The sequence below is a fragment of the Nocardioides sediminis genome, from assembly GCF_003047295.1.
GTDB classification, from domain to species: domain Bacteria; phylum Actinomycetota; class Actinomycetes; order Propionibacteriales; family Nocardioidaceae; genus Nocardioides; species Nocardioides sediminis.
Map to the genome: position 1 here is coordinate 614286 of NZ_PZYZ01000002.1, position 26428 is coordinate 640713.

Here is a 26428-nt window from a genome sequence, read left to right on the forward strand (position 1 = left end):
CCAGCACCAGAACAGGAGACTGGCATGAGTGACCCCCTGGACGTCCTGCCCCTCGAGCACCGGCGGCTCCGGATCGGCGACACCTGGCGGGAGGCCCGCAGCGGTGCGACCTTCCCGGTCGAGGACCCGGCCACCGGCGAGGTCGTCGCCGAGGTGCCCGACGCCGGTGTCGAGGACGGACTGGCAGCCCTCGACGCGGCCTGCGATGCACGCGCGGCCTGGGCGGCGACCCCGCCGCGCAGGCGCTCGGAGCTGTTGACCGCGACGTACGACGCCCTGACCGAGCGGGCCGCCGACCTCGCCAGGCTGATCACGCTCGAGATGGGCAAGCCGCTCGCCGAGGCGCGGGCCGAGGTCGCCTACGGGGCGGAGTTCTTCCGTTGGTTCGCCGAGGAGGCGGTCCGCGTCGAGGGGCGCTACAACGTGGCGCCCGCGGGGGGCTACCGGGTGCTGACCGTGCCCAAGCCGGTCGGGCCGTGCGTGTTCGTCACGCCCTGGAACTTCCCGCTCGCCATGGGGGCGCGCAAGATCGCGCCGGCGCTGGCGGCGGGGTGCACCACGATCACCAAGCCCGCCGGGCAGACGCCACTGACGATGCTCTACCTCGCGCAGCTCATGGAGGAGGTCGGGGTGCCCCCGGGCGTGGTCAACGTCATCACGACCGAGCGGTCCGGTGAGGTCGTCTCGGCGCTGCTGGCCGACCGGCGTACCCGCAAGCTCTCGTTCACCGGCTCGACCGAGGTCGGCCGGGTGCTGCTGCGCCAGGCGGCCGACAACGTGCTGCGCACGTCGATGGAGCTCGGCGGCAACGCCGCCCTGATCGTGTGCGCGGACGCCGACCTGGACGTCGCGGTCGACGGGGCGATGGTGGCCAAGATGCGCAACATCGGCGAGTCCTGCATCGCCGCCAACCGGATCTACGTCGAGGAGCCGGTCCGCGAGGAGTTCACGGCGCGCTTCGCGGAGCGGATGGGCGCGCTCAGGATGGGCCACGGGCTCGAGGACGGCGTCGAGGTCGGCGCCCTCATCGACGAGGCCTCGGTCGACAAGATCGACACGCTGGTCACCGACGCGGTCGACCGCGGCGCCCGGGCGATCGTGGGCGGCCGCCGCCCCGACGGCCCCGGCTGGTTCTACCCGCCGACCGTGCTCGTCGACGTGCCCAAGGACGCCCGGCTGCTCGAGGAGGAGATCTTCGGTCCGGTGGCACCGATCCTGTCCTTCACCTCCGACGAGGAGGTGGTCGCACGCGCCAATGACACCGAGCACGGGCTGGTGGGCTACGTGTTCACCCGTGACCTCCAGCGGGCGCTCCGGTTCACCGAGTTGCTGGAGACCGGGATGCTGGGGATCAACCGCGGACTGATCTCCGACCCCTCGGCCCCCTTCGGCGGGGTGAAGCAGTCCGGCATCGGCAAGGAGGGGTCGCACGAGGGCATCCAGGAGTACCTCGACGTCACCTACGCGGCGGTCGACCTGCCGTGACCGACGTGCTCGCGGTGCCGGTCGAGGACCACCTCGCCCTCTCCGTGGCGGTCCTCACGCGCCTCGGGGTGCCGGCGGACGCTGCGCGGGCCCAGGCGGACCTGCTGCTGGAGGGCGACCTGAGGGGCCACGCCTCCCACGGCCTGCGGCGCCTCGACATGCTGGCGCAGCGGCTGCGCAGCGGCGCCGCCCGCGCGACGGCCGAGCCGACCCTGACCTGGACCACCGACTCCGTGCTGACGGTCGACGGCGACGGCGGGCTCGGCCCCCCGACCGCCAGGCTCGCGGTCGCCGAGCTGCTGGGCCGTGTCGGCCGGACGGGGGTGGCGGTCGCCGCGGTCCGCAACGCCAACCACCTCGGGATGCTCGCGCCGTACGTCGAGGAGATGGCCGCCGCCGGGGTCGTGGGCATCGCGCTCACCACCAGCGAGGCGCTGGTCCACCCGTGGGGAGGGACGCGACCCCTGGTCGGGACCAACCCGGTGGCCGTCGCGGTCCCGGTGCCCGGCGGCGAGCCCGTGGTGCTCGACATGGCGACCGGCCAGGTCTCGCGCGGCAAGGTCCTCGACCACGCCGCCCGGGGCCTGCCGCTGGCGCCCGGGGACGCCGTCGACGCCGCCGGCGTCCCGACCACCGACGCCGCCGCCGCGGTCGACGGTGCGATCAGTCCCTTCGGCGGACCCAAGGGCTACGCCCTCGGACTGGTCATCGAGGTGCTCGTCGCGACGCTGACGCGGACCGCCCTCGGCGAGGACGTGCGCGGCACCCTGGACCCTTCCGACCCCTCTACCAAGGGGGACGTGCTCATCGCCCTGGACCCGACCGCGTTCGGGGCGGGCGGGGCCGAGGTGGCGGAGTACCTCGCCGTCCTCCGTTCCGCGACCCCCGCCCCCGGGCACGACCGGGTCCTGGTGCCCGGCGACCGGGCACGAGCCACGCGCGCGGCCAACCTGGCCGGCGGCGTACCCGTCGCGCAGGGCACCTGGGCGCGCGCCCGGGAGATCGCCGACGACCTCACCGAAGGAGACCGATGATGCTCGAGACCGTCCGTGGCCCGCGCCAGCTGATGGTGGGGGAGGGGGTCGCCCAGAACGTCCCGCGCTTGGTGGCCGAGGCCGGCTCGCGCGTCCTCGTCCTGACCGACCGGGTGCTCCTGGACCAGCCGCGGGTGGCCGCGCTGCTCGCCGCCGTGGAGGACGCGGTGGAGACGATGGCCGTCTTCGCCGACGCGACCCCCGACGTCCCCCTCAGCGACGTCGACCTCGCCGTGGACGCGGCCGCCCGGGTGGACGCCGACGTCCTCCTCGCGGTCGGCGGCGGCACCGTCATCGACCTCGCCAAGATCGTCGGCGTCATCCGGCGCCACGGTGGCACGCCACGCGACTACTACGGGGAGTCGAAGGTCCCGGGGCCGATCGCGCACCTCGTCGCCGTCCCGACCACCGCGGGGACCGGGTCCGAGCTCACCCCGGTCTCGGTGCTCACCGACCCCGACCGCGAGCTCAAGGTGGGGGTGTCGAGCGTGCACCTCATCCCGGACTTCGCCGTCGTCGACCCCGAGCTGACCTACACCTGCCCCCCGAGCGTCACGGCGTACTCCGGGATCGACGCCTTCTGCCACGCCGTCGAGAGCTACACCACGCGGCCCCGCCCGCACGGACCCCGCGACGTGGTCGAGCAGGTCTTCCTCGGCCGCAACCCGGTGACCGACCACCACGCCCTCCTCGCCGCGGAGCGGATCGCGCGCAGCCTGCGCCGGGCGGTCACCGACGGCACCGACACGCAGGCGCGCGCCGACATGGCGCACGGGTCCGTGCTGGCCGGGATCGCGTTCTCGCACGCGGGCAACGCCGCGCCGCACGCGCTGCAGTACCCCATCGGGGCGGCGACCCACACCCCGCACGGGCTGGGGGTCGGGCTGCTGCTGCCCTACGCGTTGACCGCAGCCAAGGAGCCGGTGCGCGACCGACTGGCGACGCTCGCCACGGTCTGCGGGCTGGACGTGAGCGACGCCTCCGAGACCGAGGCGGCGGACGCGTTCCTCGCCTGGGTGCGACGGCTCGTCGACGACATCGGCCTGCCCGGCAACCTCGCCGACATCGGCGTCGAGCGCGCGGACCTCGCGCGCTTCGCCGAGATGGCCTCCGGGGTCACCCGGCTCGTCCAGAACCACCCGGGCGCGACCGACGTCGCCGCGCTCACGGCCATCCTCGACGCGGCCTGGCTCGGCGACCCCTCCCGCCTGGAGGCGTGACCCGGGCGGCACCTGCGACGCCTCGACGGACGTCATGCGCTCAGGCACACACTGGTCGCTCGACGTATGACGTCCGCGGGGACGTCATACGTCGAGCGACCTACTGGGTGAACCTCGTATGACGTCCCGCCGGTGGGCCGACTGACGTCGCGGGCCGGCGGGTGGCTCAGCCCTTCTCGGTGTCGGCCGCCCGCTGCAGGACCTCGGACTCCTTCGCGACCGCCTTGGCGGTGGAGGGGTCGAGCAGCGGCTCCGGCTCGGAGGACGCGCCGTCGGTGGAGGACGGGATGGTAGTTCCCGGCGTCTTCCTCGCCGTCTTCGTCGTCGCCTTAGTGGCGGACTTCTTCGCGGCGGCGCGCGCCGGGCCGGCGGTCGCGGCCTTGGCCGACGGTGCCTTCTTGGCCGCTGCCTTCTTGCGGGGAGGGAGCTTGGCGGAGGGCGTGCGCTTCGCCGGGGTCCGCCGCGGGGACGAGGTGCGCGCCGGCGCCTTCTCCGTCGACGGCTGGACCTCCGGCTCGGCCGGGGCAGGGAGAGGCGTGACCTCCGCCGGCCCCACGCGGTCCACGGTCTCCGCGGGGCGCACGACCTCGTCCGGGACGGACGTCGTGGCCTCCGTCCACACCGGTGCGGGCTGGTCGACGCGACGGTCACCCAGCGCCCGTCCGGCCGCCCAGCCGACCACCTGGCCGGTGGTCCTGATCCCGGACGCGGCTGCCGAGGCGGCGAGGCCGGCCGCCGAGCGTGCGGCCCGAGGGGGGCGGGTGACGAGGTGGGCGACGGTGCTGAGGGGCTTCATCGAGTTCCTTCCGCTGGAGTCGGTGGGACCGGTACCCGGGACCGTAGCTCCTGATCCGGTGACCTGGGTCACGCCGGGTGGGGGTCAGAACGCGTACCGCACCCGGCACCCCGGCAGCTTCTCCGCCACCAGGTCGGTGAGCTGCCGGACCCACCGGCCCTTCCACCCCGTGCGGTAGCGGACGTTCAGCTGCCCGCTCTGGCTGACCTTGGCCTCCTGCAGGTCCGGGCGCCACAGGAGGTCCTCGCCGCGGGTGCCAGCCGAGGTTGACCTCGTGCAGGCCCTCGTTGTGGGTGAGGAAGATGACCTCGGCGGCCAGCTGGGCGCGGGTCCTGGCGCTGGTGCCGTCGGCCACCTGCTCGAGCAGCTCGGACCACTCCTCGAGCCAGCGCTCGTGGACGATGACCGGGCTGAGGTTGAGGTGCACCTCGTAGCCGGCCTCCACGAAGTCGTCCATGGCCGCGATCCGCTCGGCCACCTTGGAGGTGCGGACGTCGACGAGCCGGGAGGCCTCCTCGGGCATCAGGCTGAACCGCACGCGGGTGCCGCCGCGCGAGTCCCAGGCGAGCAGGTCCCGGTTGACCAGCTTCGTGGCGAAGCTCGCCTTGGCGTGGGGCAGGCGCGCGAAGAGGTCGACGAGGTCGCGCACGTTGTCCGAGACCAGCGCGTCGGCCGAGCAGTCGCTGTTCTCGCCGATGTCGTAGACCCAGTCGACCGGGTCGCACTGGTTGGCGGCCGGCTTGACCCCCTGTCGGGCCGCGTGCCGCTCGAGGTAGCCGACGATCTTCTCGATGTTGGCGAAGACCGTGATCGGGTTGGCGTAGCCCTTGCGGCGCGGCACGTAGCAGTAGGAGCACGCCATCGCGCAGCCGTTCGCGGTGGACGGCGCGATCCAGTCGCTGGAGCGCTCGTTGCGCCGGGCCGAGAGCGACTTCTTCTCACCCAGGACCAGCACCTCGCGCTTGTTGCGCACCCAGTCCGACACGCTGCCCTCGTTGCCGTGCAGGCCCGGGATCGCCTGGTGGGAGAGCACCTCGATGCGCTCGGCCCCGGGGAACCGCTCGAGCACCTCGCGCGCCCGGGCGAACCGCTCGATGCCCGGCTCGTGGAAGATCCGGCGCACGTCGAGGAGCCGGTCGGCGAGGTCGGGCGGGGTACGCCGCTCGGCGGCTGTCTCGTGCGGGCGCATGGCCTTCTCAATGCCGGCCGTCCTCCGGTCCTTTCCGCCCCCGCCCGTGCGGGTGGGGTCGCCTCATCGTGCGGCCCGCGGCGGGTACCGAGCGAGCTCACCCGATGGGCCGACCGGTTCGGCCGACAAGGAGCACGCCATGACGGATCGCACGCACACCACCACCCGGACCGGGCGGCGTACGCCCGTCCAGGCTGCCGCCGCCCTGGTGGGGATGGTCTTCCTGCTGGTGGGGATCCTGGGGTTCATCCCCGGCATCACCACGAACTACGACGGCCTCGAGGCCGCGGGGCACGAGTCGCACGCAGAGCTGCTGGGCATCTTCCAGGTCTCGGTGCTGCACAACGTGGTCCACCTGCTCTTCGGCGCCGCGGGCCTCGCGATGGCTCGGACCGCCTCCACGGCGAAGGCGTTCCTGATCGGCGGCGGCGCGGTCTACCTCGTGCTGTGGCTCTACGGCCTGCTGGTCGACAAGGCGTCACAGGCCAACTTCGTCCCGCTCAACACCGCCGACGACTGGCTGCACTTCGTGCTCGGCGTGGGCATGATCGGCCTGGGCGTGGCACTGGGGCGCGGGACCGGTCACCACCGCTGAGCCCCGCCGGTGCCGATCTCTGGTCGACGGCGGCTGATGGTCGGTAGTTTGACCGTGCCGTGCTGATCTCCCGCACCCGAGACGAGGACGAGCCCGTGCCGGACCACGCTTCCCTGGACGAGACCACCGCCCGCCTCGCCGAGCCGGACGGCGCGGACCTCGCGTCGCTGGACGCCTGGTGGCGGGCCAACAACTACCTGACGGTCGGGCAGATCTACCTGATGGCCAACCCGCTGCTCCGGGAGCCGCTGCGCGCCGAGCACGTCAAGCCGCGGCTGCTCGGGCACTGGGGGACGAGCCCGGGGCTGTCGTTCGTCTACGCGCACGCGTCGTGGCTGGTCCGCGAGACGGGCCAGGAGATGATCTACCTCGCCGGGCCCGGGCACGGGGGTCCGGCCCTGGTGGCCGCGGGCTACCTCGAGGGGACCTACACCGAGACCTACCCGGACGTCACGCTCGACGCCGAGGGGATGCGCCGGCTGTTCCGGCAGTTCTCGGCCCCCGGCGGCATCCCCAGCCACGTCTCGGTCACCACGCCCGGCTCGATCCACGAGGGCGGCGAGCTGGGCTACGTCCTGGTGCACGCCTTCGGCGCCGTGATGGACAACCCCGACCTGGTGGCGCTGGCGGTGGTGGGCGACGGCGAGGCCGAGACGGGCCCGCTCGAGGGCTCGTGGAAGGGCGTCTCCTTCCTCAACCCCGCGCGGGACGGTGCCGTCCTCCCGGTGCTGCACCTCAACGGCGCCAAGATCGCCGGGCCCACGGTGCTCGGCCGCAAGGACCCCGCGGAGGTGCGGTCGCTGCTCGAGGGGCACGGGTACGACGTCCTCGAGGTCGAGGGCGCCGACCTGCCCGGCATGCACCACCGCTTCGCCGCGACGCTCGCCACGGCGTGGTCGCGGATCCGGGGCATCCAGGAGGCCGCCCGCTCGGGCGACTGGGACGGCACCCGTCCCCGCTGGCCGCTCATCGTGCTCCGCACCCCCAAGGGCTGGACCGGACCCGACGTCGTCGACGGCGTGCAGGTGCAGGGCACCTTCCGGTCCCACCAGGTGCCGCTGTCCGGCGTCAAGGACGACCCGGACCACCTGCGGCTGCTCGAGGAGTGGATGCGGTCCTACCGGCCCGAGGAGCTCTTCGACGACGACGGCTCGCCGACCGAGGTGGTCCGGCGCGCCAACCCCGGCGGCGAGCTGCGGATGAGCGCGAGCCCGCACGCCAACGGCGGGGTGCTGACGCGTCCGCTGGAGCTGCCCGACCACCGCCGGTACGCCGTCGACGTGCCGTCCCCGGGCGGCGTACGGCAGGAGTCCACGCGGCGGCTCGGGGAGATGCTGCGCGACGTGTACGCCGCCAACCCCGACCGCTTCCGGCTCTTCTGCCCCGACGAGACCACCAGCAACCGGCTCGGCGCGGTCCTCGAGGTCTCCGACCGCGGGTTCGCCGAGCGGGTGCTCGACACCGACGAGCACCTCTCGCGCGACGGCCGCGTCATGGAGGTGCTCTCCGAGCACAACTGCCACGGCTGGCTCGAGGGCTACACGCTGACGGGCCGGCACGGCATGTTCGCGACCTACGAGGCGTTCGCGATGGTGAGCGCGTCGCAGACCATCCAGCACGCCAAGTGGCTGCAGGAGGCCGAGCACCTGCCCTGGCGTGCGCGGGTGCCCAGCCTCAACGTCCTGCTCACCTCCACCGCCTGGCGCAACGACCACAACGGCTTCAGCCACCAGGGCCCCGGTCTCATCCAGAACGTCATCAACACCCGCGGCACCATCGGCCGGGTCTACCTCCCCCCGGACGCCAACTGCCTGCTGTCGGTGGCCGACCACTGCCTGCGGTCCACGTCGTACGTCAACCTCATCGTCATCGACAAGCAGCCCCAGCTGCAGTACCTCACCGCCGCCGAGGCCGACGAGCACTGCGCGCGCGGCTCGGGGGTGTGGGAGTGGGCCGGCACGGACGACGGCACCGCCGACCCCGACATCGTGCTCGCGTGCGCCGGTGACGTGGTCACCATGGAGACCGTCGCCGCCGCCCGGATCCTGCGCGAGCACCTGCCCCACTTCCGCACCCGCGTGGTCAACGTCGTGGACCTGATGGCGCTGACGCGCGGCCGCGACCACCCGCACGGGATGGGGGAGACGCTCTTCAACGAGCTGTTCACCGACCACGTCGACGTGGTCTTCGCCTTCCACGGCTACCCGGGGGCCATCCACCAGCTCGTCCACGGTCGCCCGGACGCCGACCGGTTCCGGGTGCGCGGCTTCATCGAGGAGGGCACCACGACCACGCCCTTCGACATGGTCGTGCGCAACCGGGTCTCGCGCTACCACCTGGTGATGGACGCGATCAACAACGCCCGGCGCACGCCGCCGGGGGCCAGCGACCTCAAGGCGTGGTGCGAGGAGCGGCTCGTGGCGCACGAGGCCTACGTCGTGGAGCACCTGCAGGACATGCCCGAGGTCCGCGACTGGGTGATGCCCGATCACCCGCATCAGGTGAGGGATGAGGGCCCGGGGTCGTCCTAGCGTGCTTGGCAGCCCGCAGACCGTCCGGTCCGGGGACGACCGCCAGGAGGCTCGCATGGCCAACGCTCCCAACATCCTCGTCATCTGGGGCGACGACATCGGCATCAGCAACCTCAGCTGCTACAGCGACGGGCTGATGGGCTACCGGACGCCCAACATCGACCGGATCGCCCACGAGGGGGTGCGCTTCACCGACTACTACGGCGAGCAGAGCTGCACGGCCGGCCGAGCGGCCTTCATCACCGGGCAGAACCCCTATCGCACCGGTCTCACCAAGGTGGGCATGCCGGGCGCCGACATCGGGCTGCGTGCGGAGGACCCGACCATCGCCACGGCGCTGAAGAACCTCGGCTACGCCACCGGCCAGTTCGGCAAGAACCACTTCGGCGACCGCGACGAGTTCCTGCCGACCATGCACGGCTTCGACGAGTTCTTCGGCAACCTCTACCACCTCAACGCCGAGGAGGAGCCCGAGCTCGACGACTACCCGACGGAGGAGGACTTCCCCGACTTCCGCAAGAACTTCGGACCGCGTGGCGTCATCCACTCGTGGGCCAACGGGGACGGCACCCAGCGGATCGAGGACACCGGTCCGCTCACGAGGGAGCGGATGAAGACCATCGACGACGAGGTCGTCCCCGAGGCACTGCGCTTCATGCGCGACGCGAAGGACGCCGAGACCCCGTTCTTCCTGTGGCTCAACACCACCCACATGCACTTCCGCACCCACGTCAAGGACGGCAGCCGGGGCAAGGCCGGTCGATGGCAGTCGGAGTACCACGACACGATGTGCGACCACGACGAGCTCGTCGGGAAGGTGCTCGACTGGCTCGACGGGCAGGGGCTGGCCGATGACACGATCGTCATCTACTCCACCGACAACGGGCCGCACATGAACACCTGGCCCGACGGCGGCATGACGCCGTTCCGCAACGAGAAGAACTCCAACTGGGAGGGCGCCTACCGGGTGCCGGCGATGGTCCGCTGGCCCGGCCGTTTCCCGGCCGGCGAGGTGCGCAACGGGATCGTCAGCCACGGCGACTGGTTCGTGACGCTGCTGGCGGCGGCGGGCGACGCGGACGTGAAGGACCGGTTGAAGCAGGGCACGGACCTGGCGGGGGCGTCGTACAAGGTCCACCTCGACGGCCACGACCAGCTCGCCTACATCTCGGGGGACGCCGACCAGAGCGCGCGCCAGCACTTCTTCTACGTCTCCGACGACGGCGACCTCACCGCGCTGCGCTACGACAACTGGAAGGTCGTCTTCATGGAGCAGCGAGCCACCGGCACGCTCAACGTGTGGGCCGAGCCGTACACGGAACTCCGCGTGCCCAAGATCTTCAACCTGCGCACCGACCCCTACGAGCGGGCCGACATCACGTCGAACACCTACTACGACTGGCTGCTCGACCACGCCTGGGTGCTCGTGCCCTCCCAGGCCTACGTCGCGCGGATGCTCAGGTCCCTGGTCGAGTTCCCACCGAGGCAGGAGGCGGCCACCTTCACGGTGGGCAAGGTGATGGAGAAGATGCGTGCCGGCATCCCGAGCGCCTGAGCGCGGCCGCGAGCTCGTCGACCTGCCCGGCGGGGCGTTTCGCATGGGTTCCGACGACCACTACCCCGAGGAGGCGCCCAGCCACCTGGTGCGCGTGGGCGCCTTCGCGATCAGCCCCACGGCGGTCACCAACGCCGAGTTCGCACGGTTCGTGCGCCGGACCGGCTACGTCACCGTCGCCGAGCGGCCGCTGGATCCGGCGGAGTTCCCCGACGCGCCGCCGGAGAACCTCGTGCCCGGCTCGATGGTGTTCACACCGACGTCCGGCCCGGTCGACCTGCGCCACCTGAGCCAGTGGTGGACGTGGACACCGGGGGCGAGCTGGCAGGCGCCGTACGGTCCCGGCAGCTCGGTCAAGCGGATCCCGGACCACCCCGTCGTGCACGTGGCCCACGCCGACGCGCGCGCCTACGCCGACTGGGCCGGACTCGACCTGCCGACCGAGGCGGAGTGGGAGTACGCCGCCCGCGGCGGGCTCGACGGAGCGCCGTACACGTGGGGCGAGGAGAAGCGTCCCGGCGGTCGGATCATGGCCAACACCTGGGACGGTCCCGACTTCCCCTGGCGGCACTCGAGGGAGAGCGGCTACCTCCGCACCGCGCCGGTCGGCAGCTTCCCGGCCAACGGCTTCGGCCTCCACGACATGGCCGGCAACGTCTGGGAGTGGACCGACGACTGGTGGACCAGCCGCCATCCCGACGACGCCGGGTCCGCCTGCTGCGCACCGGTCGACCCACGGGGCGGTGACGTCGAGGGCAGCCTCGACCCGCGCCAGCCCCAGTTCCGGACCGGCCGCAAGGTCATCAAGGGCGGGTCGCACCTGTGTGCGGACAGCTACTGCCTGCGGTACCGACCTGCTGCTCGCCGGCCCCAGATGGTCGACACGGGCATGAGCCACGTCGGCTTCCGGTGCGTCCGGCGTCCCGGTCCCCCGGGCGAGGACTGAGCCGGTGGACGAGCTGCTGCCCTCATGGCGGCCCGGTGCGACCCGCGACGCGCTGGTCGGCTTCCTGGACGGCGTCACCGACAGGCCGGTGGACGAGCGTGTCGCCTGCTTCGACAACGACGGCACGCTGTGGTGCGAGCGGCCGACCTACGTCCAGCTCGACTTCCTCGTCGACCGGCTCACCGCGGCCGTCGCGGAGGACCCGACGCTGGGCGACCAGCCCGAGCTCGCGGCGGTGCTCTCCGGCGACACGGCCGCGATCGGTGAGATGGGACTGGAGCGGGTCGGGATGGCCCTCACCGGCCTCTGCCGCGGCTGGAGCCCGGAGGAGTTCACTGCGAGCGTCCGGGACTTCATGTCCCGTGCACAGCACCCCACGCTGGGCCGGCCCCACCGCACGGCGGTCTACCAGCCGATGCTGGAGCTCCTCGACGCCCTCCGCGAGCGCGAGGTCACCGTCACCATCGTCACCGGCGGCGGCACCGAGTTCGTGCGGGCCATCAGCGCCGACCTCTACGGCGTGCCACCCGAGTGCGTGGTCGGCACCATGCTCGCCTACGACTACGACCGCGACGACCACGGGAGGCCGCGGCTGCGGCGCACGGCGACGCTGTCCGGCGGGGCCAACGAGGGAGCCGCGAAGGTCGGCGCCATCCAGGCACAGCTCGGCCGGCGCCCCGTGATGGCGGCCGGCAACTCGGTGGGCGACCGCGAGATGCTGGAGTGGGCGGCTGGCGGCGACGGGCCCCGTCTCTCCCTGCTGGTCGACCACGACGACGCCGTCAGGGAGTTCGCCTACGCCAGCAGTGCCGGGACGTTCACGGAGCAGGAACCGATCGTCGACGTCGCCCGCCGCGCCGGGTGGACGACGGTCAGCATGGCCCGGGACTGGGACGCCGTGTTCGCCGTGTTCGCTCCGTGAGTGCGAGCCGCCCCGTGGCCAGGGTGATGATCCGCGTGGAGGACGAGGTCACCGACGACCTGCTCAGCGCCTGTCCGCAGTGTGCCCGCCGTGACACGTCCCAGACCACGCCCACCGGTCAGGTCCTCGTCCGGTCGGAGCTCCACGGGGTCATCAACTTCCTCGCCTCCATGGGCCTCACGATCCTCGACGTGGTGACGATCCCCGAGTGACCGGGGACGTCGGGGCGTCGCATTCGCCACGTGGCGTCGCTACGTTGTCCTCGTGTCTGTGCTCGTGCTCAACTGTGGGAGCTCGTCGGTCAAGCTCGCGCTGGTCGACCCCGCCTCCGGCGAGCGCCGGCTCACCGCGCTGGCGGAGCGCCTCGGCAGCAGCGAGGCGGTGGTCCGGCTGCGGCGGGGCGAGGACGAGCGGACGAGCACGCCCGACGACCCGTCCTCGCGCGGAGCGGTGACGCACCTCCTGGAGTCGCTGCGGGACGAGGAACGGGACGGGCTCGTCGGCGTCGGCCACCGGGTGGTGCACGGGGGCGACCACTTCAGCGCGTCGGTCGCGGTCGACGACGCGATCCTGGCCGACCTCCACGGGCTCGTGAACCTCGCACCGCTGCACATGCCTGCCAACCTGCTGGGCATCGAGGCCGCCCGCGACGCCCTCCCCGGGCTGGCGCAGGTCGCCGTCTTCGACACCGCCTTCCACCAGACGATGCCGCCGGTCGCCTACCGCTACGCCGTCCCGCAGGAGTGGTACGACGACCACCAGGTGCGGCGCTACGGCTTCCACGGCACCAGCCACCGCTACGTCAGCGCGCGGGCGGCCGAGCTGCTGGGCCGGCCGGCCGAGGACCTGCGCCTGGTCACCCTGCACCTGGGCAACGGGTGCAGCGCGGCGGCGGTCCGGGGCGGCGACTCGGTCGACACCACCATGGGCCTGACCCCGCTCGAGGGGCTCGTGATGGGCACGCGCAGCGGCGACGTCGACCCGGGACTGCTCGGCTACGTCGCCGAGCGCCTCGACCTCGACGTCCGGGGTGTCCTCGACGCGCTCAACACCCGCAGCGGGCTGCTCGGGCTCTCGGGCGTCAGCAACGACATGCGGACCGTCTGCGAGGCGGCCGCCGACGGCTCCGAGGGGGCCCGGCTGGCCCTCGACGTCTTCTGCTACCGCGCGGCCAAGGCGGTGGGCGCGCTGGCCGTGGCGCTGGGGGGCCTCGACGCGGTCGTCTTCACCGGCGGCATCGGCGAGCACTCCGCGGAGGTACGACGCCGCGTCCTGTCCCGTCTCGGCGTGCTCGGGCTGGCGGAGGACCCCGATGCCAACGCTGTCGACGGCCGGGGGACGGACGGTCGGGTGAGCCGGCCCGGCGACCGGACGGCCCTCGTCGTACCCACCGACGAGGAGCTGCTCATCGCCCGCGACACCGTGCGGCTCGCCGCGCGCACCACGGAGGCAGTCGGATGACCCGCACCCTGCTCGTCGCACCGACCGGCCACGGGGTCGGGCTGACGGCCACCTGCCTCGGGCTGGTGCACGCGCTCGAGCGCCAGGGCGTGTCGGTCGGCTTCTACAAGCCGCTGGCGCAGCCCCGCGCCCGGGGGGCCGACGAGGACCGGTCGACCGCGCTGGTCCGGCTCACGTCCGGGCTCAAGCCACCCGAGCCGATCCCGGCCAACCGCGTGGAGCAGGCGCTGTCGCGCAACGAGCTCGACGCGCTCCTGGAGGACGTGGTCGCCGCGGCCGAGCCGCTCGTGGCCGAGCACGACGTCGTCGTGGTGGAGGGCCTCGTCCCGGGGTCCGGGCTCGTCTACGCCGGGCGCACCAACGTGGCCCTGGCCAAGGCCCTGGACGCCGACGTCCTGCTGGTCGGCGCCCCCGACGGTCCCGACGACCTCGAGCACCTGGCGGAGACGATGGAGATCACCGCCCGCACCTACCAGGGCGGCGAGCGCCGGCGCATCGTGGGCGCGGTGGTCAACCGGGTGGCCGACCCGACCCCCGAGCGGATCGACCGGATCCGCGCCCTGCTGGGTCGCCGCGACCTGGCGCTGGTCGGCGCGGTGCCCTACCAGCCCGAGCTGGGCTGGCCCCGGGTGTCCGACGCGGTGCGCGGCCTCGACGTCCGCGCGCTCAACACCGGCGAGCAGGACCGACGCGTCAAGGAGGTGATCGTCGGCGCCCAGGCAGTGCCCGGCATCCTCCCGCTGCTGCGGGAGGGGCTGCTGCTCATCGTGCCGGGCGACCGCGACGAGATCATCCTCAGCGCGTGCCTCGCGGCGATGAACGGCACCCGCTTCGCCGGCCTGCTGCTCACCCTCGGCGTGGAGCCCGACCCCCGGGTCTGGGAGCTGTGCCGTCCCGCCGCCGCCACCGGCCTGCCCGTCCTGCTCACCGAGCGCAACAGCTACGAGACCGCCACCACCGTGCACGACATGGACCCCGAGGTGCCCACCGACGACGGGGAGCGCGCCGCGCTCGTCATGGCGACCGTGGCCGACGCCCTCGACCCCGGCTGGCTGGCCACGCTCCCCACGCCCGACCACGTCCCGCGGCTGAGCCCGCCGGCCTTCCGCCGGCGCCTCGTGACCAGGGCCCGCGAGGCGCACCGCCGCATCGTGCTGCCGGAGGGCACCGAGCCCCGCACCGTGCGGGCGGCCGTGACCGCCCACGAGATGGGCATCGCCCGGTGCGTCCTGCTCGGCGCCCCCGACGAGGTGGCCGCCCAGGCCGAGGCGCAGGGGCTCACCCTGCCCGACGAGCTCGAGGTGGTCGACCCCGCCGCGGTGAGCGAGCGGTACGTCGACGCGCTCGTGGAGGCGCGCCGCCACAAGGGCATGACCCCCGACATCGCCCGCAACCAGCTCGACGACCCCATCACGCTCGGCACGATGATGCTCCGGCTCGACGAGGTCGACGGCATGGTCGCCGGGGCGGTGCACACCACGGCCGCCACTCTGCGCCCGGCGCTCCAGCTGCTGGGTCCGGCGCCCGGTGTCCAGCTGGTCTCCTCGGTCTTCTTCATGTGCCTGCCCGACGAGGTCGTGATCTACGGCGACTGCGCCGTCAACCCCGACCCCGACGCCCACCAGCTCGCCGACATCGCCCTCCAGAGCGCCGCCTCCGCCCGTCGCTTCGGGATCGAGCCGCGGGTGGCGATGATCAGCTTCAGCACCGGGACGTCGGGATCGGGGGCCGACGTCGTCAAGGTGACCGAGGCGACCCGGCTGGTGCGCGAGCGCGCGCCCGACCTGCTCGTCGACGGTCCGCTCCAGTACGACGCCGCCGCCATCGCGTCGGTCGCCCACAGCAAGGCCCCGGGCAGCCCCGTCGCGGGGCGCGCCACCGTCTTCGTCTTCCCCGACCTCAACACCGGCAACACGACGTACAAGGCCGTGCAGCGCAGCGCCGACGTGATCTCGATCGGGCCGATGCTGCAGGGCCTGGCCAAGCCGGTCAACGACCTGTCGCGGGGCGCGCTGGTCGAGGACATCGTCTACACGATCGCGATCACGGCCATCCAGACGACGCCCACGACGCCCACGACGCCCTGAGCCGATCCACCCGCCGGGAAGCACCGATGACCTGATGGTCCCGACACCCTGCGCACGTGCGCAGGTATAGGGCAGCAGGTCTGGTCGTCGGTCGCGCACCTGCGCAACCGACAGCACGTGCCGGGCACCATTCCTGCGCAGGTGCGCCACCGACGGCACATACCGGGCGCCATTCCTGCGCAGGTGCGCGAGCGACGGGACGTGCCTCGCGTCACTCCTGCGCGCGGCGGCGCGCCGTCGGTTCGTCGTCCCCACCACGGGGGTGAGACGATGAGGGTCGATGCGCCCGCCGGGGGCACAGGCGAGCGTGGGGTGTGCGGGTTGACCGAGGTGGTGCTGGCGCCCGCGGCCACGCCGGGGATCGCCAAGACGGTCAACGTGACCGCCAAGGCGGGACTGGTCCTGCTGCTCGTGCTCGCGCTCCTCTACCCGGACCTGGGCCACATGCGCGACAAGGCCGCCGGGGTGCGCGCGGTGGGCTACCCGCTGGCGTCCTTCGCGGTGCCCTTCATCTGGTGGACGTGGTGGCGTGAGCGCATGGCGTTCCCGTGGATCCCCGACCTGCTGGTCACCATCACCTGCTTCACCGACGTCCTCGGCAACCGGATGGACCTCTACGACACGGTGGTCTGGTTCGACGACTGGATGCACTTCATGAACACCGGCCTGCTGGCCGCGGCGTTCATCCTCCTCACGTTGCCCCGCGACAGCACCCTGCCGCGGGTGCTCGAGCGCTGCCTGGCCTTCGGGGCCACGGCGGCCATCGCCTGGGAGCTGGGTGAGTACTTCGCGTTCCTGAGCCGCTCGACGGAGCGGGAGTTCGCCTACGCCGACACGCTGGGCGACCTGACCCTGGGGACGCTCGGTGCCCTCGTCGCCGCCGTGGTCGTGCAGCGGTCGTGGCGCTCGGGCCGCCTCCTCGACCCGGTCCCGCCACGCTGGCTCCAGCAGGCGGAGCTGTCGCGCACCTCGCGCTAGCCCGTCTTCAACCCGTCGCGCCGGGTGGCGTCCGACGGGACTCGACGTGCTCCTTGAGGCCGACCCAGTTGCGGCGCTCCCAGCGTGGACCGACCAGGGCGAGCAGCGGCGAGAACAGCCGCACCGGTCCGACCAGGCGCATGTCCCAGTCCCACCGCAGCCGCGTGTGGTCCCCGACCGGGGTGAAGGCGAGCACCCCGTCGACCATGAGGTAGGACGAGACCACCACGTTGCGGAGTCGGCGCGGTCGGTCGTACTCCACGGTCTCGACCGTCATCTCGCCACGCCGTCCGGTGCCTCGGGGCTCCACGGCGTACCTCGCGCCCGGACCCACGGGCTTGTCGCCGACCTTCTCCGCGCGGACGATCCGCGGGTTGTAGACCGGCTCGTTGCGCTCGTCGGCGACCAGGTCGAAGACCTCTTCGACCGGCGCCTCGATCACCACCTCTCCGGCGATGCGCGTCATCGTGCCCTCCCCGTCCCGGAGCCCGGTCGGGCTCCTGCCCCGACGATCCCAGCGGAGGGCCGGCCGACGACAGGGTCCAAGGTCGGCGGGCGCGGGACGACGGTCTCAGTCGCGCTCGACCTCCGGCGGGAAGCCGCCGGTCGCGACCGGGCCCCAGCCGGTGGGGGTGACCCGGATGAGCGACTTGCCCTGGTCGCGCATCGCCTCGCGGTACTCGTCCCAGTCCGAGTGCTCGCCGGCGATGTTGCGGAAGTACTCCACGAACGGCTCGACGTCGTCGGCCGCGTCGACGACCTCGGCCGTCCCGTCGACCTGCACCCACGGGTCGTCCCACTCGTCGGAGACCACCAGGACACTGACCTCCGGCTCGCGGCGGGCGTTGCGGGTCTTGGCGCGCTGGGGGTACGTCGCGATGACGATGCGTCCGGAGTCGTCGACCCCGCCGGTCACCGGCGAGGCCTGGGGGCTGCCGTCGCGGCGCCGGGTGATGAGCACCATGCGGTGCCGCGGCCGGACGAAGTCCAGGAGCCCGTCGCGCTCGACGCGGGTGTTGGTCGCGATCTTCGGGGCCATGGGTCCTCCTCGGGTCGGTGGCGCAGCCCCCCGATCGTGGCACGCGGGGCATGACCTTGAATGGGTGCATGACCACGTCGACCCAGATCCGCCTTGCCGCCCGACCCGTCGGAGAGCCCCTCGACAGCGACTTCGAGGTGACCACCGAGGAGCTGCCGGACCTCGCCGAGGGCCAGGTTCTCCTCCGCACCCTCTACCTCTCGCTCGACCCCTACATGCGTGGCCGGATGAGCACGGCCAAGTCGTACGCCGCCCCGCTGGAGATCGGTGACGTCATGCTCGGCGGCACGGTGTGCGAGGTCGTGGAGTCGCGCGCGGAGTCCCGCAAGCCCGGCGACGTCGTGCTCGCGTTCGCCGGTTGGCAGACCCACGCTGTCGTGGACGCGCGGCACACCCGCCGGCTCGACCCCGCGGTCGCCCCGGTCAGCACGGCGTTGGGCGTGCTCGGCATGCCCGGCTTCACGGCGTACGCCGGCCTCCTCGAGCTCGGTCGTCCGCAGCCGGGGGAGACGGTGGTCGTCGCCGCCGCCGCGGGACCCGTCGGCTCCGCGGTCGGGCAGATCGCCAGGATCAAGGGCGCGCGTGCCGTCGGTATCGCGGGCGGCCCGGAGAAGTGCCGCATCCTGCGGGAGGACTACGGCTTCGACGCGGCCGTCGACCACCGGTCGACGACCTTCGTCGAGGACCTCGCGGCGGCGACCCCCGACGGCATCGACGTCTACTTCGAGAACGTCGGCGGTGCGGTCGCGGCGGCGGTGACGCGGCGCCTCAACCGCTTCGCGCGCATCCCGGTCTGCGGGCTCGTGGCGAACTACAACGCGACCAGCGCCCCCGAGGGGCCCGACCAGCTGCCCGGCTTCATGGGCAAGGTGCTGTCGCTGAGCCTGACGGTGCGCGGCTTCATCCAGGACGAGTTCGTGGCGACCCACCACGACGCGTTCCTGCGCGACATGGGCGCCTGGGTGGCCGACGGGTCGGTGCGCCACCGCGAGGACGTGGTCGAGGGACTCGAGGCGGCGCCGGAGGCGTTCCGCGGGCTGCTCGCCGGGCGCAACGTCGGCAAGCTGCTCGTCAAGGTGGCGTCGGACGCCTGAGCGCCGAGCCGGCTCAGTGGGCCTCGTCGGGACGCCGGGCGTGCCGGCCGCCGCCGGCCCGCTGCGCCTGCTCGAGCAGGAGCGGGTCGTGGGAGTTGACCAGGAGCACCCCGGGCTCGCGAGCGTCGTACATCCCGGCGAGCCGCCGGTGGTTGGCCGCGACCATGTCCCGGTCGTGGGCCACCGCGCGCTCCATGGACCGCAGGGTGGCCGGCGCGGAGCCTGACCCGTCGAGCTGCCCGTGGTGGTAGAAGGCGTCGCCGGCGTGGAAGACCCAGTGGTCGCCCGCGTCGACCGCGACGGCCGCGTGGCCGCGCGTGTGCCCGGGCAGGGCGATGAACACGATGCCCGGCGCGATGTCTTCGAGCTCGACCGCGGTGAAGCCCCACCAGCCGTCGCCGGCGGCGGGGGAGTGCTCGACGAGCGTCGGCGCGTGGGCGCGCTGCGCGGGGCGGTAGCGGTGCCGCTCGACGCGGGTCCGCGGGGCGAGGGCGGCGCCCAGCTCGTTGGAGGTCGCGTGCACGACGGCGCCCGGGAAGTCGGCGAGACCGCCCACGTGGTCGGAGTCGAAGTGGGTGAGCACGACGGCGGTGACGTCGCGGGGCGAGAACCCCAGGGCCTCGACCTGCCGGACCGCGGTCTCGTCGGGGTCCAGGACCGGCCGCACGAGGCGCCGGGTCGCTCCGAGGCGGCGGGCGGGGTCGCGGACGTCCTCGAGGCCGAAACCGGAGTCGACCAGCACCAGGCCGGTCGGCGCCTCGACGAGCAGGACGTGGCACACCAGCTCCGGGGTCAGGGCCGGGCGCATGGTGCCGCAGTTGAGGTGGTGGACCTTCACGAGGCACAGCATCGAGGTCACGGGCCGCCTGACGCCAGAGGCGACCCGAGCTGACTGGACCTGACTGGACCGGTGCGCGGCCCGCCCGGGACTCGCCGGTGCACGGTTTCCTCCGTGACGGAGGTAGCATGGAGCCCACTCAGCCGCTCGATCGAGCCAGATCCGGGAGGCAGAGCCCCGGCATTCGCCAGCTCGCGTGACCTTCTGTCACGACCGCGCGGCCCGGGGAGGCAGCGTCGCACCGGGCAGGACGCGTGCGGCGACGTTGTCCGGCGTAGGAACGCCGGGCATCCGAGGAGGACGTGAGTGGCTCAGCGAGGCCGACGCCAGACCGCGCAGCGCCGTGGTGGGAACACCAAGGTCAAGCGCCTGGACAACGAGGGCATCATCCCGGTGCTCGCCCGCGCCGTGCGCGAGGTCGAGCAGGCCGCCGAGCGCGGCAAGGTCATGCCCCACGGCCGCGCGACCTTCCAGGTCGTCGCGCTGCTGGTGCGCGAGGAGCGGTCGCGGATCAACGCCGACACCGAGGTCGCGGAGGGTCGCAAGGCCGAGCAGCTCAAGCGGCTCGACGGCATCGCCACCATCCTGGCCAAGACCGCCGCGCGGGACACCTCCCTGCTCCAGCTCCTCGCCGAGGACGCCGAGGTCTCCGACGGCGCCCGCGCGCTGCGCCGCCAGATGCTCAAGCAGGCCGGCGTCGACGCCCCCGAGGAGATCGAGCCGCCCAAGCCCGACACCGCCGCGACCACGTCGCCGCGCCGCGTCGTACCCCAGTCGGTGATCTCGCGACAGCTGGCCAACCCGTTCCTGCGACCGGACTTCTCCGCCGCCGAGCTCAACCGCGTCCAGGCGCGCCGGCTCGCCAACTGGGAGCTGCTGGAGCCGCTCTTCAAGTCCTTCGAGTACGTCGGCGGCGGGGCGGCGGCCTGCATGCAGCTGCCCGAGCCCGACGCGGCCCGCGTGCCCGGCGTCGCGCTGATGCCCCACCAGAAGCAGCTCGTCGCGGCCGCGGCCCAGGGTCACCGCACCTTCCTGCTCGCCGACGAGCCCGGCCTGGGCAAGACCGCGCAGGCGCTGATGGCGGCGCAGGCCGCGGACGCCTACCCGCTGCTGTGCGTGGTGCCCAACGTCGTCAAGGCCAACTGGGCCCGCGAGGTCAGCCTCTGGACGCCGCACCGCACCGTCACCGTCATCCACGGCGACGGCGAGGACGTCGACGGGTTCGCCGACATCGTGGTGGTCAACTACGAGGTGCTGGACCGGCACGTCGGCTGGCTGGGCGACCACGGCTTCCGCGGCATGGTGGTCGACGAGGCGCACTTCATCAAGAACAAGTCCTCCCAGCGCAGCCAGCACGTGCTCGAGCTGTCCGAGCGCATCCGTGCCCGGGTGGCGCGTCCGCTGCTCATGGCGCTGACCGGCACCCCGCTCATCAACGACATCGAGGACTTCCGGGCCATCTGGCAGTTCCTCGGCTGGATCGACGACCAGAAGCCGCGCGCCGAGCTGATGAACAAGCTCGAGGACACCGGCCTGATGCCCGGCGAACCGGGCTTCTACCCCAACGCGCGCCGCTCGGTCATCGAGATGGGCATCGTGCGGCGCCGGAAGATCGACGTCGCCGCCGACATCCCCGCCCGCCGGGTGGCCGACCTGCCGGTCGAGCTCGAGGGCGCCGAGGGCCGCTCCATCCGCGAGGCCGAGCGCGAGCTCGCCCGCCGCCTGGTGGCCCGCTACGACGCGGCGCTCGAGGCCCGCACGTCCGGCCCGGAGGTCGTCGGCATCGACCGCGACCTCGTACGCCGCGTGGCGAAGTGGGAGCGCGAGGACATGGAGGCCGCCAAGGACGGCGAGAACGTCTTCTCCATGATGCGCCGCATCGGGCAGGCCAAGGCCGGCCTCGCCGCCGACTACACCGCCCAGCTGGCCCGCAGCGTCGGCAAGGTGGTGTTCTTCGCCAAGCACGTCGCGGTCATGGACGAGGCAGAGGAGAGCTTCGCCCGCCGGGGCATCTCGTACGTCTCGATCCGGGGCGACCAGAGCGCCAAGGCGCGCGCGGCGGCCATCGAGTCGTTCACCGACGACCCCGAGACTTCGATCATCGTGTGCTCGCTCACCGCGGCAGGCGTCGGCCTCAACCTCCAGGTCGCGTCCAACATGGTGCTCGCGGAGCTCTCGTGGACCGACGCCGAGCAGACCCAGGCCATCGACCGCATCCACCGCATCGGGCAGTCCGAGCCGGTCACGGCGTGGCGGATCATCGCCGCCCAGACGATCGACTCCAAGATCGCCGAGCTCATCGACAGCAAGGCCGGGCTGGCGGCCCGGGCGCTCGACGGCGCGGACGAGGTCGCGTCCTCGGTCGACGTCCAGCTCGAGGCGCTGGTCGGCCTGCTCAGCGAGGCGCTGGAGGCGCGCGCCCGCTGACCGGGTCGCCGGCAGCCCTTAGGGGTGGAGCCGGCGCATGGCCCGGCGCGAACGGGTAACGGCACCCCTCGTGAGCATCACGAGGGAGGCCCCGGGACCCCACGTCCGGTCCGGCCGGGAGCGGTTGCGCGTCGCGAGCGTGCCGTCCGGCCACGTGTACGTCCGGCGCCTGTCGCCCGTCGCGGGGGACGGCGGCGTCGAGCGGTTGCCCGACCCGGACCCCGACGACGCGCGCCGGTCGGCCCAGCAGCGGTGGTGGCCGCCGGTGATGCTCAGGCCGGAGTGGGCCGCGACGGCCGACATCGACGTGTTCCACGTGCAGTTCGGCTTCGACACCTGCACCCCCGGATCGCTGCGCGAGCTCGTCGACGTGCTGCGCGGGCGCGGCATCCCGCTCGTGCTGACGGTCCACGACCTGCGCAACCCGCACCACCGCGACCGGCGCGAGCACGACGCCCAGCTCGACGTGCTGGTCCCGGCGGCCGACGCAGTCCTCACCCTGACCCCGGGCGCGGCCGCGGAGGTCGCGCGTCGGTGGGGCGTGGAGGCGCTGGTCCTGCCGCACCCGCACGTGGTCGACCTCGACCTCGCCCGGCGCTTGCGCGCGCGGCCGCGCACGGGGCCGTGGACGGTGGGCCTGCACGTCAAGAGCCTGCGCGCCAGCATGGACCCGCTGGCCGTCCTGCCCACGCTGGTCGAGGAGGTCCGGGCGATGCCCGACGCGCGGCTGGTGGTCAACGGGCACCGGGACGTCCTCGACGAGGACGGAGCCCGCCGCGACCCCGCACTGGCGTCGTACCTCGCGGACGCGGAGCGCAGCGGCGACATCGAGCTGCGCGTCCACGACTACCTGTCCGACGAGGACCTGTGGGACTACCTCGCCGGGCTCGACGTCTCGGTGCTGCCCTACCGCTTCGGCACGCACTCCGGGTGGCTGGAGGCGTGCCGCGACCTGGGGACGACCGTGGTGGTGCCCGACTGCGGCTACTTCGCCGACCAGGGGCCGGTGCTGACCTACGCCATGGACGAGCACCGCCTCGGGGTGCCCAGCCTGCGCACGGCGCTGCGCACGGCGCGGGTGGCGCCGCCGCCGCCGGCGGACCTCGACGCCCGTGCCGCACAGCGAGACGAGGTGGCAGCCGCCCACCTCGGGCTCTACCGGGACCTGCTCGCGTGACGCCGCTGCGGATCTGCATCATCGGGTCGAGCCGGTTCCCGATCAGCGAGCCCTTCGCCGGTGGGCTGGAGGCCCACACCCACGCCTTGGCGCGGCACCTGTCGCTCCGCGGCCACGAGGTGACCCTCTTCGCCGCCCCGGGGTCCGACCCGTCCCTCGGGGTCCGCGAGCTGGCCGTGGAGCAGCTGGGCACCGTCGCCGGGCAGCGGCCCGACGTGGCCAGCCCGCCCCACTGGTGGATGGAGGAGCACCACGCCTACCAGGGGCTGATGCTCGAGCTGATGCGCTCGGGGGGCCGACGCTACGACGTCATCCACAACAACAGCACCCACCACCTCCCGGTGGCGATGGCCGACGTGGTCCCGGTCCCGATGGTGACCACCCTGCACACGCCGCCGACGCCGTGGCTGCGGTCCGCGCTCGTGCACGCGTCGCCGCGGGCTGTCTTCGTCGCCGTCAGCCGGTGCACGGCCGATGCCTGGGCGGGCACGGTCGCGAGCCGGGCGATCCCCAACGGGGTGGACACCGACCGCTGGGTCGCGGGCCCCGGCGGCGGGCCGGCCGTCTGGAGCGGCCGCCTCGTGCCGGAGAAGGCGCCCCACCTGGCGATCGACGCGGCCCGCCGGGCGAGGATGCCGCTGCTGCTGGCCGGCCCGATGCTGGACACCGACTACGTGGCGCGGGAGGTCCTGCCCCGGCTGGGGGACGACGTGCGCCACGTCGGGCACCTCGACCAGCGCGCCCTGTGCGAGCTGGTGGGCAGCGCCCGGGTCGCGGTGGTGACCCCGGAGTGGGAGGAGCCCTACGGGCTCGTCGCCGCCGAGGCGCTGGCCTGCGGCACGCCCGTGGCGGCGCTGGACCGGGGGGCGATGCGCGAGGTCGTCGTCCCCGGCGCCGGGGTCGTCGCGGACCCGCGCGACCCCGACGCGCTGGCCCGGGCCATGGTCGAGGCGGCGACGCTCGACCGGCGTCGCGTCCGCCGGCTGGCGGAGGAGCGGTGCTCGCTGGAGCGCATGGTCGACGCCTACGAGGAGGTCTACGACCAGGTCCTCGACGAGCAGGTCGTCGCGTGATCGGCTACTACGTCCACCACCACGGCCACGGGCACCTGCACCGGGCGACGGTGCTGGCCGAGGCGTGCCGCCTGCCCGTCGTCGGGCTCTCCTCGCTCCCGCGGCCCGCGGCCTGGACGGGCGAGTGGGTGCAGCTGGCCCGGGACGACGCCGACCAGCAGCCCCGGGACGTCTCCGCCCGCGGACAGCTGCACTGGGTCCCCCTCGACGACGAGGGGCTGCGGTGCCGGATGGCGGCCCTGTCCGCCTGGATCGCCGAGCACCGGCCCTCGGTGCTCGTGTCGGACGTGTCCGTGGAGGTGTCGCTCCTCGCGCGCCTGCACGGGGTGCCGGTCGTGTCGGTCGTCCTGCCCGGTGAGCGCGGCGACGCGGCGCACCGGGCCGGCCTCGGACTGTCCAGCGCGCTGGTGTCATTCTGGCCGCCCTCGGCCCGTGGCATGGTCCGCGGTCTGGCGTCCGCCGACGCCGCCCGGCTGCAGTGCCTGGGGGCGCTGTCGCGCTTCGGCGTGGACGAGCTCCGCGGCGACGTCCGTCGTGACGGCGCGCCCCCCGGCGTACGCCGCGTGGTCGTGCTCAACGGGTCGGGCGGCGGCGGACCCACCGCCGACCAGCTGGACCGGGCGCGGGCGACCTCGCCGGGCTGGGACTGGCAGGTGCTCGGGGGGCCGGCGGGGGCGTGGGTCGCGGACCCGACGACGGCCCTGCGCGAGGCCGACGTGGTCGTCACCCATGCGGGGCAGAACGCGCTGGCCGAGGTGGCCGCGGCCCGGCGCCCCGCCGTCGTCGTCCCCCAGGACCGCCCGCACGACGAGCAGCGCACCACGGCCGGCGTGCTGGCCCGGGGCGGGTGGCCGGCCGTCGTGCACGAGGGCTGGCCGGAGGTGGCGTGGGGTGCCCGCCTGGCGCGCGCCTCGGCGCTCGACGGCGGCCGGTGGGCCGGCTGGTGCGACGGGCGGGCCGTGCACCGCTTCGTCGGCGTCGTGCACGCGGTCGCGGCGGGTGGCGACACCACGGGCAGCCCCAGCGACCTCCGGGTGCCGTCGTGAGCGTCGCCGTGGTCACGCTCGTGCACGGCCGACGGGCGCACCTCCGGGCCCAGCACGCCAGCCTCGTGCACGGCGGCCCGCCGGACCACTACGTCGTCGCCGCGATGGGGGACCCCACGGTGCGGTCGTGGCGGCCCGGACCTCCGCAGCCGGTCGTCGTCGACGTCGAGCTGGAGGGCGGGATGCTGCCGCTCGCCGCGGCCCGCAACGCCGCCGCCTCACGCGCGCTCGACCTCGGTGCCGACGTGCTCGTCTTCCTCGACGTCGACTGCCTCGCCGGGCCGTCGCTGGTGGGGGCCTACGCCCACGCCGTGCGGAGGGCACCGGACGTGCTCTGGTCGGGACCCGTCACCTACCTCCCGCCCCCGGGGCCCGACGGCTACCCCCTCGACGGTCTCGACGCGCTCGACGACCCCCACCCGGCCCGGCCGGCACCCGCGCCGGGCGAGCAGCAGCTCGGCGGTGACCCCGACCTGTTCTGGTCGCTCTCGTTCGCCCTGCACGCCGACGCGTGGCGGCGTACGGGCGGCTTCTTCGAGGGGTACGTCGGCTACGGCGCGGAGGACACCGACTTCGCCGCCACCGCCGCCTCGGCGGGTCTCGCCCTGGGGTGGCTGGGCGGAGCCCGGGCCTACCACCAGCACCACCCGACGTCCTCGCCGCCGGTCGAGCACCTCGCCGACATCCTGCTCAACGGCGCGCTCTTCCGGCGTCGCTGGGGACGCTGGCCGATGGAGGGCTGGCTCGAGGCCTTCGAGCGGATGGGACTGGTGGAGCGCGAGGACGGGGAGTGGCGCCTCACCCCGTCCGGCCGGACGGCCGCCCACGCCTGACCGCCGCCGTCCCCGAGCGCCCACACCTGGGTAGTTTGGGACGAACTCGTAGGTCAGACCGCGATCCGACCTACGAGATCGTCCCAAACTACCCGGCGGGCG

23 protein-coding genes are annotated in these 26428 nt (G+C 73.5%); 18 read left to right on the forward strand and 5 right to left on the reverse strand.

The window, feature by feature from the left end:
• The first annotated feature begins 24 nt into the window (after positions 1–24).
• From DAI17_RS07695 to DAI17_RS07705, 3 genes are read left to right on the forward strand one after another with little or no spacing between them, the layout of a single operon-like run.
• Positions 25–1485, forward strand: coding sequence for an NAD-dependent succinate-semialdehyde dehydrogenase (locus tag DAI17_RS07695; RefSeq protein ID WP_107772287.1), 1461 nt, complete (start codon positions 25–27; stop codon positions 1483–1485).
• Positions 1482–2519: an Ldh family oxidoreductase gene (locus DAI17_RS07700; protein WP_107772288.1), complete on the forward strand. Its 1038-nt coding sequence runs from the start codon at positions 1482–1484 to the stop codon at positions 2517–2519. Before DAI17_RS07695 ends, DAI17_RS07700 begins: the two co-directional genes overlap by 4 nt.
• Complete coding sequence (locus DAI17_RS07705; RefSeq protein WP_107772561.1) at positions 2519–3739, forward strand: iron-containing alcohol dehydrogenase; 1221 nt, start codon at positions 2519–2521, stop codon at positions 3737–3739. Before DAI17_RS07700 ends, DAI17_RS07705 begins: the two co-directional genes overlap by 1 nt.
• Before the next feature lie 166 nt (positions 3740–3905).
• Here the strand turns inward: DAI17_RS07705 and DAI17_RS07710 are convergent, their stop codons facing one another.
• Both DAI17_RS07710 and DAI17_RS07715 read right to left on the reverse strand, forming a co-directional pair.
• Entirely contained in the window at positions 3906–4421 is a 516-nt protein-coding gene (locus DAI17_RS07710; RefSeq protein ID WP_199904991.1) for a hypothetical protein, read from the reverse strand.
• Positions 4387–5724: a spore photoproduct lyase family protein gene (locus tag DAI17_RS07715; RefSeq protein WP_199904992.1), complete on the reverse strand. Its 1338-nt coding sequence runs from the start codon at positions 5722–5724 to the stop codon at positions 4387–4389. Before DAI17_RS07715 ends, DAI17_RS07710 begins: the two co-directional genes overlap by 35 nt.
• Before the next feature lie 139 nt (positions 5725–5863).
• On the opposite strand from DAI17_RS07715, the gene DAI17_RS07720 reads away from it, so the two are divergent.
• The 9 genes from DAI17_RS07720 (at position 5864) to DAI17_RS07760 (ending at position 16799) form a co-directional block, all read left to right on the forward strand.
• Complete coding sequence (locus DAI17_RS07720) at positions 5864–6319, forward strand: DUF4383 domain-containing protein (RefSeq protein WP_107772290.1); 456 nt, start codon at positions 5864–5866, stop codon at positions 6317–6319.
• Between the two features lie 59 nt (positions 6320–6378).
• Complete coding sequence (locus DAI17_RS07725; protein WP_325049853.1) at positions 6379–8850, forward strand: phosphoketolase family protein; 2472 nt, start codon at positions 6379–6381, stop codon at positions 8848–8850.
• A 55-nt stretch (positions 8851–8905) separates the two neighbouring features.
• A complete protein-coding gene (locus tag DAI17_RS07730; protein ID WP_107772563.1) occupies positions 8906–10405 on the forward strand; it encodes an arylsulfatase in 1500 nt (499 codons plus the stop codon).
• Positions 10383–11351: a formylglycine-generating enzyme family protein gene (locus DAI17_RS07735; RefSeq protein ID WP_267894715.1), complete on the forward strand. Its 969-nt coding sequence runs from the start codon at positions 10383–10385 to the stop codon at positions 11349–11351. The genes DAI17_RS07730 and DAI17_RS07735 overlap by 23 nt, the downstream gene beginning before the upstream one ends.
• Before the next feature lie 4 nt (positions 11352–11355).
• Positions 11356–12273: an HAD family hydrolase gene (locus DAI17_RS07740; RefSeq protein ID WP_107772291.1), complete on the forward strand. Its 918-nt coding sequence runs from the start codon at positions 11356–11358 to the stop codon at positions 12271–12273.
• Positions 12274–12287: 14 nt separating this feature from the next.
• The gene (locus tag DAI17_RS07745; protein WP_159081412.1) at positions 12288–12485 is read left to right on the forward strand and encodes a hypothetical protein; all 198 of its coding nucleotides are present in this window, start codon (positions 12288–12290) and stop codon (positions 12483–12485) included.
• Positions 12486–12537: 52 nt separating this feature from the next.
• On the forward strand, positions 12538–13734 hold the full coding sequence (locus tag DAI17_RS07750) for an acetate/propionate family kinase (protein ID WP_107772293.1): 1197 nt from the start codon (positions 12538–12540) through the stop codon (positions 13732–13734).
• Positions 13731–15821 carry a phosphate acetyltransferase gene (pta, locus tag DAI17_RS07755; protein WP_107772294.1) on the forward strand — a complete coding sequence of 697 codons (2091 nt, stop codon included), beginning with the start codon at positions 13731–13733 and terminating at the stop codon, positions 15819–15821. The genes DAI17_RS07750 and pta overlap by 4 nt, the downstream gene beginning before the upstream one ends.
• 321 nt (positions 15822–16142) lie before the next feature.
• Complete coding sequence (locus tag DAI17_RS07760; RefSeq protein WP_159081413.1) at positions 16143–16799, forward strand: hypothetical protein; 657 nt, start codon at positions 16143–16145, stop codon at positions 16797–16799.
• A 7-nt stretch (positions 16800–16806) separates the two neighbouring features.
• On the opposite strand, the gene DAI17_RS07765 is transcribed toward DAI17_RS07760, so the two are convergent.
• Both DAI17_RS07765 and DAI17_RS07770 read right to left on the reverse strand, forming a co-directional pair.
• On the reverse strand, positions 16807–17265 hold the full coding sequence (locus DAI17_RS07765; protein WP_107772296.1) for an SRPBCC family protein: 459 nt from the start codon (positions 17263–17265) through the stop codon (positions 16807–16809).
• Positions 17266–17370: 105 nt separating this feature from the next.
• Entirely contained in the window at positions 17371–17838 is a 468-nt protein-coding gene (locus tag DAI17_RS07770) for a PPOX class F420-dependent oxidoreductase (protein ID WP_107772297.1), read from the reverse strand.
• Between the two features lie 68 nt (positions 17839–17906).
• Here DAI17_RS07770 and DAI17_RS07775 point away from each other — a divergent pair, with 68 nt between their 5' ends.
• The gene (locus DAI17_RS07775; RefSeq protein ID WP_199904993.1) at positions 17907–18932 is read left to right on the forward strand and encodes an NADP-dependent oxidoreductase; all 1026 of its coding nucleotides are present in this window, start codon (positions 17907–17909) and stop codon (positions 18930–18932) included.
• A gap of 13 nt (positions 18933–18945) precedes the next feature.
• On the opposite strand, the gene DAI17_RS07780 is transcribed toward DAI17_RS07775, so the two are convergent.
• On the reverse strand, positions 18946–19782 hold the full coding sequence (locus DAI17_RS07780) for an MBL fold metallo-hydrolase (protein WP_234412413.1): 837 nt from the start codon (positions 19780–19782) through the stop codon (positions 18946–18948).
• A 294-nt stretch (positions 19783–20076) separates the two neighbouring features.
• Between DAI17_RS07780 and DAI17_RS07785 the strand changes: the two genes are divergently transcribed.
• The 5 genes from DAI17_RS07785 (at position 20077) to DAI17_RS07805 (ending at position 26326) form a co-directional block, all read left to right on the forward strand.
• Positions 20077–22197 (forward strand): DEAD/DEAH box helicase, encoded by a 2121-nt coding sequence (locus DAI17_RS07785; RefSeq protein ID WP_107772299.1) that lies wholly within the window; start codon positions 20077–20079, stop codon positions 22195–22197.
• A 70-nt stretch (positions 22198–22267) separates the two neighbouring features.
• A complete protein-coding gene (locus tag DAI17_RS07790) occupies positions 22268–23374 on the forward strand; it encodes a glycosyltransferase (protein WP_234412358.1) in 1107 nt (368 codons plus the stop codon).
• Positions 23371–24447 carry a glycosyltransferase gene (locus DAI17_RS07795; protein ID WP_107772301.1) on the forward strand — a complete coding sequence of 359 codons (1077 nt, stop codon included), beginning with the start codon at positions 23371–23373 and terminating at the stop codon, positions 24445–24447. Before DAI17_RS07790 ends, DAI17_RS07795 begins: the two co-directional genes overlap by 4 nt.
• On the forward strand, positions 24444–25493 hold the full coding sequence (locus DAI17_RS07800) for a glycosyltransferase (protein WP_107772302.1): 1050 nt from the start codon (positions 24444–24446) through the stop codon (positions 25491–25493). The genes DAI17_RS07795 and DAI17_RS07800 overlap by 4 nt, the downstream gene beginning before the upstream one ends.
• The gene (locus tag DAI17_RS07805) at positions 25490–26326 is read left to right on the forward strand and encodes a glycosyltransferase family 2 protein (RefSeq protein WP_107772303.1); all 837 of its coding nucleotides are present in this window, start codon (positions 25490–25492) and stop codon (positions 26324–26326) included. Before DAI17_RS07800 ends, DAI17_RS07805 begins: the two co-directional genes overlap by 4 nt.
• The last annotated feature ends 102 nt before the right edge of the window (positions 26327–26428 follow it).

What these genes read in the sequence shown, in the direction of transcription:
- DAI17_RS07775 (WP_199904993.1), top strand. Translation starts at nt 17,907, where the DNA reads ATGACCACGTCGACCCAGATCCGCCTTGCCGCCCGACCCGTCGGAGAG.
- DAI17_RS07720 (WP_107772290.1), top strand. Translation starts at nt 5,864, where the DNA reads ATGACGGATCGCACGCACACCACCACCCGGACCGGGCGGCGTACGCCC.
- DAI17_RS07770 (WP_107772297.1), bottom strand. Translation starts at nt 17,838, where the DNA reads ATGGCCCCGAAGATCGCGACCAACACCCGCGTCGAGCGCGACGGGCTC.
- DAI17_RS07780 (WP_234412413.1), bottom strand. Translation starts at nt 19,782, where the DNA reads ATGCTGTGCCTCGTGAAGGTCCACCACCTCAACTGCGGCACCATGCGC.
- DAI17_RS07730 (WP_107772563.1), top strand. Translation starts at nt 8,906, where the DNA reads ATGGCCAACGCTCCCAACATCCTCGTCATCTGGGGCGACGACATCGGC.
- pta (WP_107772294.1), top strand. Translation starts at nt 13,731, where the DNA reads ATGACCCGCACCCTGCTCGTCGCACCGACCGGCCACGGGGTCGGGCTG.
- DAI17_RS07705 (WP_107772561.1), top strand. Translation starts at nt 2,519, where the DNA reads ATGCTCGAGACCGTCCGTGGCCCGCGCCAGCTGATGGTGGGGGAGGGG.
- DAI17_RS07715 (WP_199904992.1), bottom strand. Translation starts at nt 5,724, where the DNA reads ATGCGCCCGCACGAGACAGCCGCCGAGCGGCGTACCCCGCCCGACCTC.
- DAI17_RS07695 (WP_107772287.1), top strand. Translation starts at nt 25, where the DNA reads ATGAGTGACCCCCTGGACGTCCTGCCCCTCGAGCACCGGCGGCTCCGG.
- DAI17_RS07765 (WP_107772296.1), bottom strand. Translation starts at nt 17,265, where the DNA reads ATGACGCGCATCGCCGGAGAGGTGGTGATCGAGGCGCCGGTCGAAGAG.